Source organism: Microbacterium sp. ZW T5_45, from assembly GCF_044987415.1.
Classification (GTDB): Bacteria; Actinomycetota; Actinomycetes; order Actinomycetales; family Microbacteriaceae; genus Microbacterium.
This window is the reverse complement of the sequence record NZ_JBJDRJ010000066.1, coordinates 1-12,599: the sequence shown is the minus strand read 5'-3', so window position 1 is coordinate 12,599 and position 12,599 is coordinate 1. Positions and strand designations below refer to the sequence as shown.

The 12,599-nt window shown below is 64.6% G+C and carries 11 protein-coding genes, 1 tRNA gene and 1 pseudogene; 5 read left to right on the top strand and 8 right to left on the bottom strand.

Annotated elements, in window-relative coordinates; genetic code table 11:
- Window positions 1-208: 208 nt before the first annotated feature.
- On the bottom strand, window positions 209-814 hold the full coding sequence (gene dcd / locus ACI3KS_RS19150) for a dCTP deaminase (protein WP_404920132.1): 606 nt from the start codon (window positions 812-814) through the stop codon (window positions 209-211).
- A gap of 145 nt (window positions 815-959) precedes the next feature.
- On the opposite strand from dcd, the gene ACI3KS_RS19145 reads away from it, so the two are divergent.
- A tRNA-Gly gene (locus ACI3KS_RS19145) sits at window positions 960-1,033 on the top strand.
- A 109-nt stretch (window positions 1,034-1,142) separates the two neighbouring features.
- Here ACI3KS_RS19145 and ACI3KS_RS19140 read toward each other — a convergent pair.
- Entirely contained in the window at window positions 1,143-1,979 is an 837-nt protein-coding gene (locus tag ACI3KS_RS19140) for an alpha/beta fold hydrolase (RefSeq protein WP_404920131.1), read from the bottom strand.
- A 271-nt stretch (window positions 1,980-2,250) separates the two neighbouring features.
- On the opposite strand from ACI3KS_RS19140, the gene ACI3KS_RS19135 reads away from it, so the two are divergent.
- Together ACI3KS_RS19135 and ACI3KS_RS19130 are read left to right on the top strand one after the other, a co-directional pair.
- A complete protein-coding gene (locus ACI3KS_RS19135; RefSeq protein ID WP_404920130.1) occupies window positions 2,251-3,096 on the top strand; it encodes a helix-turn-helix domain-containing protein in 846 nt (281 codons plus the stop codon).
- 22 nt (window positions 3,097-3,118) lie between these two features.
- Window positions 3,119-3,490, top strand: a complete 372-nt coding sequence (locus ACI3KS_RS19130) for a DUF488 domain-containing protein (RefSeq protein ID WP_404920129.1) — start codon at window positions 3,119-3,121, stop codon at window positions 3,488-3,490.
- Here ACI3KS_RS19130 and ACI3KS_RS19125 read toward each other — a convergent pair.
- From ACI3KS_RS19125 to ACI3KS_RS19110, 4 genes are all read right to left on the bottom strand, one after another.
- Window positions 3,485-4,600, bottom strand: coding sequence for an FAD-dependent monooxygenase (locus tag ACI3KS_RS19125; protein WP_404920128.1), 1,116 nt, complete (start codon window positions 4,598-4,600; stop codon window positions 3,485-3,487). The two genes, ACI3KS_RS19130 and ACI3KS_RS19125, sit on opposite strands and share 6 nt — an antisense overlap.
- Window positions 4,601-4,670: 70 nt before the next feature.
- Window positions 4,671-5,387 carry an alpha/beta fold hydrolase gene (locus ACI3KS_RS19120; RefSeq protein ID WP_404920127.1) on the bottom strand — a complete coding sequence of 239 codons (717 nt, stop codon included), beginning with the start codon at window positions 5,385-5,387 and terminating at the stop codon, window positions 4,671-4,673.
- An 83-nt stretch (window positions 5,388-5,470) separates the two neighbouring features.
- Window positions 5,471-6,259 (bottom strand): alpha/beta fold hydrolase, encoded by a 789-nt coding sequence (locus tag ACI3KS_RS19115; protein ID WP_404920133.1) that lies wholly within the window; start codon window positions 6,257-6,259, stop codon window positions 5,471-5,473.
- An 83-nt stretch (window positions 6,260-6,342) separates the two neighbouring features.
- Window positions 6,343-7,509 carry a helix-turn-helix domain-containing protein gene (locus ACI3KS_RS19110; RefSeq protein WP_404920126.1) on the bottom strand — a complete coding sequence of 389 codons (1,167 nt, stop codon included), beginning with the start codon at window positions 7,507-7,509 and terminating at the stop codon, window positions 6,343-6,345.
- Here ACI3KS_RS19110 and ACI3KS_RS19105 point away from each other — a divergent pair.
- Window positions 7,494-10,625, top strand: a complete 3,132-nt coding sequence (locus ACI3KS_RS19105) for a LuxR C-terminal-related transcriptional regulator (protein WP_404920125.1) — start codon at window positions 7,494-7,496, stop codon at window positions 10,623-10,625. The two genes, ACI3KS_RS19110 and ACI3KS_RS19105, sit on opposite strands and share 16 nt — an antisense overlap.
- On the opposite strand, the gene ACI3KS_RS19100 is transcribed toward ACI3KS_RS19105, so the two are convergent.
- Window positions 10,597-10,980: a nuclear transport factor 2 family protein gene (locus tag ACI3KS_RS19100; RefSeq protein ID WP_404920124.1), complete on the bottom strand. Its 384-nt coding sequence runs from the start codon at window positions 10,978-10,980 to the stop codon at window positions 10,597-10,599. The two genes, ACI3KS_RS19105 and ACI3KS_RS19100, sit on opposite strands and share 29 nt — an antisense overlap.
- A 222-nt stretch (window positions 10,981-11,202) precedes the next feature.
- On the opposite strand from ACI3KS_RS19100, the gene ACI3KS_RS19095 reads away from it, so the two are divergent.
- Window positions 11,203-12,144 (top strand): Dyp-type peroxidase, encoded by a 942-nt coding sequence (locus ACI3KS_RS19095; RefSeq protein WP_404920123.1) that lies wholly within the window; start codon window positions 11,203-11,205, stop codon window positions 12,142-12,144.
- A gap of 329 nt (window positions 12,145-12,473) precedes the next feature.
- Here ACI3KS_RS19095 and ACI3KS_RS19090 read toward each other — a convergent pair.
- Window positions 12,474-12,599 (bottom strand): annotated as a pseudogene (locus ACI3KS_RS19090) (IS481 family transposase); the annotation flags it as partial.

Genomic DNA, 12,599 nt, shown 5'->3' with positions numbered 1-12,599 from the left:
CCGGCACCAGAGCCTCGGCTACACGACACCCGCCGAGACCCTGACCCGGCTCACCACACAACCCGCCGCGAACGCGGCCTGACACGAAAGGAACAGGGACCAACTCCACGACACGCGGACCACCCCAAGCCGAAACATCATGATCTCGCGCGGTTTACCTGTTTTCAGGCGGCGCGCAGCGGCCCGGGGGCGAGGCACGGTCCGCGACTCAGCCCCCGATCGACCCGACGTCGGTGACGCCGACGTCGGTGCGGTGGAAGTTCTGGAACGAGCGGGATGCCGTCGGTCCGCGCTGACCCTGGTACCGGTTGCCGTAGGGTCCGGACCCATAGGGGTTCTCGGCCGGAGAGGTCAGCCGGAAGAAGCACAGCTGACCGATCTTCATGCCGGGCCACAGCTTGATCGGCAGCGTCGCGACGTTCGCTAGCTCGAGAGTGACGTGTCCCGTGAATCCGGGGTCGATGAAGCCGGCGGTCGAGTGGGTGATGAGGCCGAGCCGTCCGAGCGATGACTTGCCCTCGAGACGGGCCGCGATGTCGTCGGCGAGCGTGACCTGCTCGAAGGTCGCGCCGAGCGCGAACTCGCCCGGGTGCAGGATGAACGGCTCGTCGGGATCGACCTCGATGAGCCGCGTGAGCTCGGGCTGATCGACCGACGGATCGATGAACGGATACTTGTGGTTGTCGAACAGCCGGAAGTACCGGTCGAGGCGTACGTCGACGCTCGACGGCTGGATCATCTCGGGTTCGTGAGGTGCCAGTCCGATCCGGCCGGATGCGAGTTCTGCCCTGATGTCACGGTCGCTGAGAAGCACGGGATCAGCCTAGTGCGAGGGTCGGATGCCGCCGCGGTGCGTGACGTTCGGCATCCCGAGTCCGAGAAGATGCCGCACGGGCGCGCTTTGGCCTTCATCGGTCGGACGGGTAGGCTGGCGATCACCCGGTCATCGAGTCGGGTTCGGGGCTGTAGTTCAATGGTAGAACTTCTGCTTCCCAAGCAGACAGCGCGGGTTCGATTCCCGTCAGCCCCTCCACCAAGTCTCGAGGCGGTGCTTCGGCGATGATCACACCGCGGGGTTCCCGAAGACCCAGAAGAGGTGCACCCGGATCCCCGGATGCACCTCTCGGCCCCTCTGCCGTCGATTACTTCTGAATGAAGGCGAGCAGGTCGGGGTTGATCACGTCAGCGTGCGTGGTCAGCATGCCGTGCGGGTAGCCGGCGTAGAGCTTCAGTTCGGAGTTCTGGAGGAGCTCGTGCTGCAAGAGCGCGGCAGCCTTGTACGGAACGACCTGGTCGTCGTCACCCTGCATGACGAGGACCGGGACAGTGATGGCCTTCAGGTCCTCGGTCTGGTCGGTCTCGGAGAACGCCTTGATGCCCTCGTAGTGCGCGAGTGCGCTGCCGGTCATGCCCTGGCGCCACCAGTTCGCGACGACCGGCTCGGAGACCTCGACGCCGTCACGGTTGAACCCGTAGAACGGGCCCGAAGCGACGGCCTGGAAGAACTCAGCGCGGTTTGCGGCGAGAGCGGAGCGGAAGCCGTCGAGGACCTCGATGGGAGTGCCCTCGGGGTTACTGTCGGACTTCAGCATGATGGGCGGCACGGAGGACACGAGGACGGCCTTGGCAACGCGGCCCTGAGGCTGGCCGTACTTGGCGACGTACCGGGCGACCTGGCCGCCACCGGTGGAGTGTCCGATGTGAATCGCGTTGCGCAGGTCGAGGTGCTCGACGACGGCGTTCACGTCGCTGGCGTAGTGGTCCATGTCGTGGCCGGTGCTGATCTGCGACGAACGGCCGTGCCCGCGACGGTCGCTGGCGATCACGCGGTACCCCTTGGACAGGAAGAACAGCATCTGCGCGTCCCAGTCGTCCGACGACAGCGGCCAGCCGTGGTGGAACACGATGGGCTGGGCGTCCTTGTTGCCCCAGTCCTTGAAGTAGATCTCTGCGCCGTCTTCGGCGGTGATGTATCCCATGATGAATCCTTTGTCATGTCGTCGAACGAGCAAGCCCGCGCGACTGGTGGGTAGTTTGCGCCTCGACGATGTGGCGACTGCATTCAAAGTAACTTTCGGTCGGGCCTGACACCTCCGACAATTGCCGACACTCATTGCTACGTCTATCCGGTCCCGACAGGCGGCGGCTGAATCCGATCTCGACCTTGCGCGAAAGAGGGGATGCAGAGTTGGCGGATAGGTGATGTGACCCGCTTCTTCTCCGCCGTACGGTGAAGGGTCTTCCTCCAAGATGAGGGCGACCGATTGGTCACGTTCAAGGAGTTCGGTGAATAGCAACAAGACCGTGCTGGGGAACTTTCTGCGTGCGCGGCGCGCCCACGTCCTCCCAGCCGACGTCGGGCTGCGTCCTGATGACGGAAGAAGAGTCTCCGGGCTGAAGCGCGAGGAGGTGGCAATGCTCGCCGACATCAGCGTGGAGTACTACACCCGACTCGAACAGGGACGGGGAGCAGATCCCTCCACCAAGGTGGTTCGCGCCCTCGCTCGCGCTCTCAATCTGGACGACGTGTGCATCGAGTACGTCAATCGCCTCACCGGGAGAGTCGACGAGCAGCGACGCACGATCCCGCCCGAGAAGACCTACATCATGCGCGAACTTCTCGACACCTGGGCCCACATCCCGGCGTACATCACCGACGGCAACCTCGACATCGTCGCTGTCAACGAACGCATGCACTCGCTCAGCTCCGGGGCCATCCGCCCAGGAGTCAACGCCGTAGTCGCGCACTTCGCTCCCGAGAACAAGCGTCAGATCGTGAACTGGGACGAGCTCGCTACACGAGGTATCGCCACCCTCCGTTTCCTCGGGGATCGTAACTCCGCGCGGTATGAGGAGATCGTCCGCGAACTGTCAACGGACCCGGACTTCGTGAGCCGCTGGAACTTGCACGAAGTCGCACGGCCGTCGGACCTCGACTCTCATCTCCGTTTGGATGGGATCGGCGAGATTCAGATGCGTGTCCACAACTTCGAGGTGCCATCCTTGCCGTTCCACACCATGACCACCCAGTACCCGAAGCCTGATCTCGAGGCGTTCGCCAGCACCCCTAAGACCAGCGAGAAGACTCTCGCCTGACCCATCGCACGAAAGGCCATTCATGTCGAACGTTCTCATCAAACGCGCGTACGAACCGGCATCCGCAGCAGACGGTTACCGCATCCTCGTGGACCGTCTGTGGCCGCGGGGCGTGTCAAAGGAACACGCCGCTCTCGACGAGTGGTTGAAAGAGATCGCGCCTTCGCCCGATCTGCGGACATGGTGGGATCACGACCCCGCGCGCATGGCGGAATTTACGGTTCGGTATGACTCAGAGCTGGAGGAGAACACCACAGCGGTTCAGCGCCTGCTCGATGTCGCCCACGCACAAGACACGGTCACGCTGATCTACGCAGCCCACGATCCGGCGGTGAACCATGCCGTCGTCCTCCAGCGCTTCATGCAGGCGCGGTTGACCGACGCCAAGTCATAGGGGCAGCTGTTCGCCGAGCCTCACGCCGTACTGCGCGATGTTCCGGGCCACAGGGAGCCGTTGCTCGCCATAGGAGACGAGAGCGTCGTCAATGCTCGATGAGTGAAGCGCGCGGGCCAGCGTGAGCGCGTCGCCGGCAGCTTTAGCCGCGCCCATCGCGGTGTGCGGGCGCACCACCGTTGCTGCATCCCCCAGAAGCAATGCGCGATCTCGGATGAGCCTGGGAGCGACATAGTCGAGCACACCCTGCAGGAATGGCCGTGGCTCCATCGCGACCACTTCAGCGAACTGCGGTGGCAGGCGATGACGGGCGGCGTCGATCAGGTGTGTCGTGACGTCCGTTGGTGTCTGCCCCGGGGCGAGTGACGTCGATGTGGACGACCGACCGGCGGCAGTCATCAGAGTCGACATCTCGTCGGAGCTCATGGATCGGTACCAGACCCAGTTGTACCGACGACTCCCCGGCTTCGTCTGCCCATCGGGCCCAGGGACGAGATATCCGAGCGCGTGCTCCCCCGGCCCCGTGTAGAACGTCATCCGCCGAAACAGGGTGTCGGCGGCACCGGCGGGGACGAGATCCTCAGGAATGAGGCCGCGCCAGATGGCATAACCGACATACGCAGGTTCACCGCCGTCTGGGGCAACAAAGCGTCGCACGTGCGAGTGCGCTCCATCTGCTCCGATGAGCAGGTCAGCCTCATGTCGTTCATCACCGGTGGCGAAAGAGAGGTCGTCGGCGCCTGCCATGACGTCCGTCACCGGACTGTCCAGGACGTACCGAGAGTCGGGGATCACAGCGCGAAGGCCGTCGTACAGACGGTCCCAGGACAGCTGTGTCTGCTCGGCGCGTGCTCGGTGACGAATCGCTCCTCGCAGGTCGAGGGTGATCCGATCAACGGACGTTACGCCCGGCACCGCAGACGGCGCGACGCCCGCAGCGTCAAGCGCCGTGAAGACCTCGTCCTGAGCGACCAGCCCGGCACCGCGCGCTCGGAGGCCGTGCACCGATTTCTCGTACACCGTCACGTCATGCCCAAGCCGGTGCAGCATGGCTGCGGCGAATAGCCCGCCGATGGAACCGCCAGCCACGGCGATGCGACTCGCTGACATTGAGGATTGGTTCATGAGCTCACCGGTGCTCGCGATGATCCGACGTGCGGTTCGACGGCTGATCGAAAGATCAGCTCACCGTGTTGGCAGCGTCAACGATGAAACGTGCGACATCGCCAGGATGCGTATGCATGACGAGGTGCGGACCTGGCAGCTCGAGCACCTCAAGGGCCGAGGCTCGTTCGAGGCCGAAACGAACGACGTCGGGGTTCACGATGTGGTCGAGGGTGGCGACAATGCCCCAGGTGGGGCGAGAGCGCCAGGCTGCGTGCGTGGCCCTCTCGTCGAGCACCGCAGCGTCCAGAGGGCGCTGGGTGACGGCGAAGACCGCGGCTTCATCGGCAGGGATGCCGAGAGCTGCGAGGAAGGGGAACTCCTCGATGGCGATTGACACCTCGCGCCGGGTCGCGCCTTCGACCGTGGCGTAGGGGCGGTACTCGAAGAAGTTCGCGGCGTCCGGCGCCGGGAAACGCTGACGAAGATCGTCTGTGCTCTCTTCCACGTCGAGGACGAAGCCGGCCACGAAGACCAGCCCGCGAACGTTCTCGGCGGTCCCCGCGACGGAGGCAACGGTCGCACCGTAGGAGTGGCCGACCAGGAGGACGGGCCCGTCGATGTTCTCGACGAACGACCGCACGTACGCGGCGTCCGCCGCGAGACTCCGGTTCGAGATGGCAGGAACACGCACCTCGACACCCGCACCCATTATCCGCATCGCCACCGGCGACCAGCTCGCCCCATCAGAGCACGCACCGTGCACCATCACAACGGTCGGCTTCTCACGCATATTCACTCCCTCGAGCCCCGAGATCTCCGGGTCGGGTTCAACGCTAGGAGCGGGGACCGCGTCCCCGCTCCTACGTGTTGTCGCTACTTGACTGGACGGGTGTCGGAAATCGTGTTCGCGTCGAGGAACACGCGGACGACGTCGTTGAACACCTCCGGGTTCTCCAGGAACGGGAAGTGGGAACTGGCCACCTCCCGCGGGAAGATGTGCACGAGTGCTCCAGGAATACGTGACGCGACGTAACGCTGCGACTCTGGGGAGACGTGGCTGCCATCGCACCCCAGCACGAGGGTGGGCTTGGCAATGGTCGGAAGCAGTTCCCGCCAGTCCTGCGCGCCATGGTCGAACAGCAGTGGCGCGGCAACCCGACGCGGCGTCTGGGCGACCTCCGATGACACGAACGACCAGAGGTCGTCATCGACGGGTCCAGTGAACATGCTCCGCACGAAGGCGCGCACCGCCGCATCCCCACCAGCATCGTCAGCGATGGCATTGGCAAGCGTTCCGAGCCCGTCTGGCGGCAGGATGCAGCCCGCGGACTGCTGTTCTTGCGCACTCATCCACAACTGCGCGACGACCGCGGCTGGTTGGTCCACCATCACGATGCTGCGTACTCTGTCGTCTCCGAAGAGTTCGAGGTAGGACCAGATGACGGAGACGCCCATCGACCAGCCGAGGAGATCGACGGCCTGGATGTCCAAGTCGTCCAGGATGTCTCGAAGATCGGCCGCGAGACGAGCGATGCGATGCCCTCGCCAGGGCTTCTCCGACCGTCCATGCCCACGCATGTCGTAGGTGATGACGCGGCGCTCCGCGAGCCCTTCTCTTTGGTGCCGGAACATCTCCTGCGACTGCGACCACCCATGGAGCATCAGGAGCGGGACGCCGTCGCCGCCCGTGTCGTACAGTTCCAGGGTCACGCCGTCGCTGGTCTGAACTTGCCGGCTTCGTGCCCTCATTGGATGTGACCTGCATTCTCCCAGTACGACGCAAGCTTCAAGCCGAGGTGCAGGGCGCTGCGCTTCATCCCGTCATCCATGGCGTCTTTCACCACTTGTGGCATGTTTTCCAATCGGTAGTAGAGCGTTGTGCGATGGATGTGCAGTTCCTCGCACACGACTTTGATCTGGTGTGCATGGTCGAGGAGCGTCTCGATGGTCTGGCGGCGCAGCGGGTCTGCATCATGGATCAGGGTGTACGCGGCTGGTGAGTACCACTGCAGCCGGTTCGGGTCTGAGACGACATCAGCGATGAGCAACCAGGGACCGATGTCCTCGGCGCGCAGGCTCCTGCCCAGATCAGGGAGAAGCTCAGCGACTGCCGCCGTCGCGACCGCTCGCTCAGCAACCGGCCGCACGTCAATGTCCGTCTCGGTCAGGTGAGCGGACCCAATTGCTCGCAGGAGCACACCGGCGCGCGCCGCCTCGGCGGCGATGAGTTCATCCATCCGCGCGTTCTCGTTCGAACGCTCGAGGAACAGCAGGGCCGCTCCGATCTCGCCCATGAACATGAGGGTGGCTTTGGCCACGCTCTCCAGGGCGCGTCCGAGCGAAGCCCGCTGAACAACGGACGTGTCATGCCCGACGGACACGGCGCGAACGATGGTTGCCGCGCTGCGAGACACCCCGTGGGTGCGGACAGCAGTGCTCAGCGCGTCACGTCTGGCGACCGGGTCCGCGGCGAGGAGACCACGGATGACCATCTCGCGCGTGGATCGACCCGGCGTTTCGTCCTGCGCTGCGGCGAGGTAATCGCGTGCGATATCCACCGCCGCATCCACCGCGCGGAACTGCGCGGATGTCAGTGGCGGGAGTCCGCCCGTGATCAGCCACATGACACCGAGCAGCGCATCGTCGGAGCGGATCGGAACGGCAAGACGTTCGCGTGCACCGAACTGGTCGAGGTTCACGGTCTGCGGCCGCCGCGCGGAGGACAGTTGGATGCTCTCCAGGTACGCGCGTTCGCGCGGCGGCGTCGCGCGTCCGAGGAGTCCGCGTGCACGTAACTCGTCGATCTCCTCTCCCTGCGCACTCGAGACCATGGGGCGGTACTGCGCGTCGTTGATGACCACTGATCGCCCGAGGTCCTCTGCAAGATCATCCGCGAGTGTCTGCAGGTTCATACGCTGGGGACCCTTGCGACGCCGTGACGATGCATGATCATGATTCCTTTCTCGGGCTACAGTCGCGCCCTCGGCTTCAGCGTAGGAATGACATATCGCCGGCGAAGAGGCCCAAGTTGTACTACCCACGACGCGGCGACGACCTCAACAGTAGGCAGGGATGGGAGCGCTCACATCCCCTCTCCGACACATCCACATCACCTGGAAATGAACACGCAACGTCGCTGCGGGATAATGGGGGGATGCACGAGCGATACTCCGGCTTCGCCGTTGCGTCAGACCGCGCCTTCCTGGCCGGATCTCCCACATCAGCCGGTACTCCGCTGCGTGGACGCGACGACGTCGCCTCGTCCCTCATGGCGTCCATCACCCACTCCCTCACAGGCGCACCTACACCTGCGCTCCTCCGAGGACGAGCGGGCATGGGAAAGACTCGACTCCTCGCGGAGGTTCTCGCCTTCGCCGAGCGCCAGGGATGGTCCACCCTCACCATCACCCCGGACGTTGACTCCGGGGCGGTGCCGCTCGGGGCTTTGACCGAAGCGGTGTTGCGGAGCACTCCGCCACTAGTGACAGAGGAGGACCTGCGACCGGTCCTTGGAGCGGGGGAACCGCAGTATTGGATCACGCGTCTTCTGACCGACAGGTTGGAGTCGACGGCGACTGCTACGGGAGGCGTGGTCGTCGTCATTGACGACCTGCAGTGGTTGGACGCCGCTTCGGTCGGAATCCTCTTGAGGTCAGCGGCAGCATTATCGGATCAGCCCGTCGCCTGGGTTCTGGCCAGCCGCTCGGGTCAGTTCCGGGCAGCACACGCTCGAGTCGCCGACTACGTCGAACGCACCGGCACGGTCTTCGACCTTGAGCCCGTCACGGCCGATGCTGCGCTCGAGATCGCCGCGGACCTCACCGGCGCACCCCTCGGACCCAAGCTCGAGGCAGCCCTTGAACGAACCTCGCACATCCCGCTGCTCGTGGTCGAACTCGTGCGCGGACTCCAAGAGGACGCGCTCCTCGAGGCTCACGACGGCGTCGTGGACGCAGTCGGCTCTGCGGTTCCTTCCAGGTTCGGGTCGACCGCACGACAGCGCGTCGCTCATCTCTCGGACGACGCTCTGACATTTGCCCAGGTCGCGAGCCTGTTCGGCAGACGGTTCCGCCTCCCCGATGTCTTGACCGCGACCGGCGCCACCGCCGTGGCCTCGATGCCCATAGTGCGGGAACTGCTGGGTGCTGACTTCTTGCTGGAGGACGGGTCGACGCTTGCTTTCGTTCACGACACGATCCGAGAAGCCGTCGAGGCGACAATCCCCACGTCCGTCCGCAAGGTCATGCTGCGGGAAGTCGCACACCTTCGCCTCTCCTCCGGGGAACCGGCGTCGGCCGTCGCCGCAGCCGTCGTGGAGGCCGCGGAACCCGGAGACCAGCAGTCGTTCGCTCTGATCCGCGACGCCGCACAGCAGCTATCCACATCGGACACCTCGCAGGCCGCAGACCTCGCGGTAGCGGCGTTGCACCTCGCGAACAACGTTCCTGCGTTAGCGGAAGCCAGCACCGAGCTTCTGCCGTACCTCTGGGCTGACGGACGCCACGCGGAGGCGGACAATGCAACCCAGGCACTCACGCCATATCTGTCTCCGGAATCCCGTGCCCGTGTCCTTCTCGGTGCCGCCCGCCGCCAGACCGAGGCCTCTTTCGACCAGGCCATCGCGACGTGTGATGAAGCGCTCGCACTTGCGGGCATCGAACGCTCGACGCGCGCTGACCTGCTCGCCGTTCGCGCGCTGAACTGCGCGAATAAGGCAGATTTCGTTGAGCTGATCCGAACGCTGGCTCTCGCGCGCGAGGTTGCAGACCCGGAGGTCGACCACGAGGCGCTGGCCACGGTCGACGCCACCGAGTCCGTGTACGCGTTCAACAGCAACCGGTTCGGAGACGCGGTCGCCCTCATGCAGGCGGCATCGGAGCGCGCTGATCGCGCCGGGCTCGATCTGGCGCGATGGGTGCCGGAAGGGCTGTGGGATGCGTTCCTCCACAACTCGATGGGCGACGTCGAGCACGCTCTCCAGCTGGTCGACGAAGGCCTGCGCTCTGCCCTCGCATCCAAGGCTGCAGTTGCTGAAGCGTACTGGATGATGATTCGATCCCGTGTACTGCATGACCTCGGTCGGCTGGACGAGGCGAAGCTGCAAGCGGAGTCGGTACTCGCTCTTGCCGGCGAACTCGGCCTCGGCGACTTCGCGAACGCGACCGCTGGCATCGTATTGTTTCGTGTCGCCCTCCGCACCGGCGATACGGCTCTGCGTGAACAGTCGGAGCCCATCGTCGAGGCTCTCGCTTCCGGCGGCGGTGTCGTCAGGGCGGGGCAATGGATGCTCGTGCTGCGAGCACTCAACGACGGAAACATCGATGAGGCGGTGGCGCACAGCGCGCTGGCGCGGGAATCACTTCACGACCCGATTCCCGCGATGACAACCCCCTCCGACTTCGCAGACGACCTCCTTCTGATGGAGGTCGCGATCCGCGCCAATGATGACGAACTTGCCCAGGACGTCATCGCGCGTGCCCACGCCCGGTACGACCACAATCCTGAGAATGCGTACTGCCGGGCCATTCTGCTGGCCGCTGAAGGCTGCTATGCGCGTGACGCGGAGACACTGTCTGAGGCCGCCAGGACCCTACGACAGGTGGATCGACCGCTCATCATCGCTCTCGTCCTCGAGTTCGTCGGTGCCGCGGAATCCGATGCGGAGCGGGCCGTGACAGCGCTTGATGAGGCTCTCACCATCTACGAGAACGCGGGAGCGCGTCGCGACGTCAACCGCGTGCTGCAGTCTCTTCGGCGCCGCGGAGTTCGCCGTCGTGCCCACGCGCAGGGCAGTCCACAGCTGCTCTCACCGCGTGAACAGCAAGTCCTCGAGCGCGTAGCCGCCGGGGCGACGACGCAGCAGATCGCGGACGCACTGTTCATGTCGCCTCACACGGTCGTATCCCATATTCGTCACATCTACGCGAAGTCGGGAGTCAACTCCCGAAAAGGTCTACGCGAATGGCACGGAAAGCGCGCAGCGCGCACTCAGCCGCCACTCACGCGTGAATTTGGTTCCACGCGCTGATCTGCGCCCCCGCGAGGCGGAAGCTCGCGAACCCCATCACCTCGACCGTCGACGTGCCGGGCAGTCGCAGTCTCAACCGTTGCTCCGTCAGCACCGTGTCCCCACTGACAGCGACGGACTGGAGATCTGTCGTCCACTGGTCGAAGCTCCTGTGCATATCGGCAATCATCCGCGTGACCGCGGCCCGTCCCCACACAGTCTTGTTCGCAGACGGCCGATAGACGACGTCCTCGGCGAGGAAAGGGTGAAGCTCGGCGTGCGCGCGGTCGTTGAGGAGCGCGACGAAGTCACGCACGATGAGTTCACGTTCGAGTTGCTGGATTCCGGTGAGTGCCTCGCGGCCGATTGCGTCCATGATGTCTCCGTTCAGGTCGTGTGGCACTCACGGTAGGACGAGTCGAAAGCAGCACCTTGCGACGTCCGTTCAGTCCGCAGTGGACAGTTCGTGCAGATCCGCGATCCCTCAAGACATCCGACGTGTCCGTCGCACGCACTCTCGTCATGTGTCGCAGACATACCGCCTCGAACCCGACCATGCTGATGCCAGCAGACGAACGTGAGAGCGAGCGGGTAACGGATGAACACCATTGAGACTGGACCGACGCAGGCACCAGGAGCATCCCTGACCGCGAACGCGGTCTTCCTGGTTGTGACCGTTGAGCCGGAGGGGTTCGACACGGTGCGCGACGTCCTCGCCGACCTGTCGGATTCGATGAAAGCCATCACGTTCCGGTTCCCTGATGCCGACTTGACCTGCACAGTGGGTATCGGCAGCGCCGTATGGGAGCCACTGATGAGGAGCGCCCTCCCCATCCAGCTTCGACCTTTCACTCCCGTCATCGGAGCGGTGCACACGGCACCCGCAACCGAAGGCGATCTGCTCTTCCACATTCGAGCGGAGCGCGCCGACGTCTGCTTCTTCTTCGAGAAGCGACTATTGAGCGACCTCGGCGATGCGGTGCACGTCGTGGATGAGACCGTCGGGTTCCGGTCGTTCGACCGTCGAGATCTCCTCGGCTTCGTCGATGGCACGGCGAACCCCGTCGGCCCGGCAATTGATGACGCCGTTCTGGTCGGCGACGAGGATCCCGCGCACGCTGGAGGCACCTACGTCGTCACTCAGAAGTATGTGCATGCGATGGCCTCCTGGGACGCGCTGCCAGTGGACACTCAGGAGCGAATCCTCGGCCGCACCAAGGTCGATGGCCTCGAACTGGATGACGCCCCGGACGGCCAGCAGTCGCACAAATCGTTGGCGACCATCGAGGATGATCAAGGAGTAGAGCACGACATCATTCGCGATAATATGCCGTTCGGCAGCCCGGGAGCGGATGAGTTCGGGACGTACTTCCTCGGCTACAGCCGCGACCTCTGGGTGATCCAACGGATGCTCGAGCGGATGTTCATCGGAGAGCCGGCGGGGATGCACGACCGACTGCTGGACTTCTCGACCGCACTCACCGGTTCGGTGTTCTTCGCGCCGTCCGCCACGGAACTCGACGCGCTCGGCGCTGAGTGAGCACACCCCTCTGGCGGCAGCTGTTCGCCCTCCGGCCAGCACCACATCAGTGGCCAGGAGCGGTGCAAGCGGCCACCGCGATCACTGTTCCACCTTCACTCGGACTGCTCCTCGGCGAACCGCGCTGGGGATCGGTCGCGTCCATCGGCGCCCTCATCGTTCTGCACCTCCCGAACCAGTCACGCAGAGAGCGTGCCTTATCACTGCCCGTAGTCGCCGCCGCGCTACTCGTGGCCGCAAGTATCGGTGCTGCTCTCGGCACAGCACTGGTCCCTGGCCTCATCGCCATGTCCATCACCGCTATCGGAGGGTCCTTCCTCGCACAAGCACTAGCTGTGATGTCCAGGCAGGTTGTTGAGCCTGCTGATGGGTGGGGCTCCGATGGCGGAGTGGCGCCTGTGATGATTGTAGAAGTGCATCCAGGCGGGTAGTGCTGCTCGCCGTTCGGTCTCTGA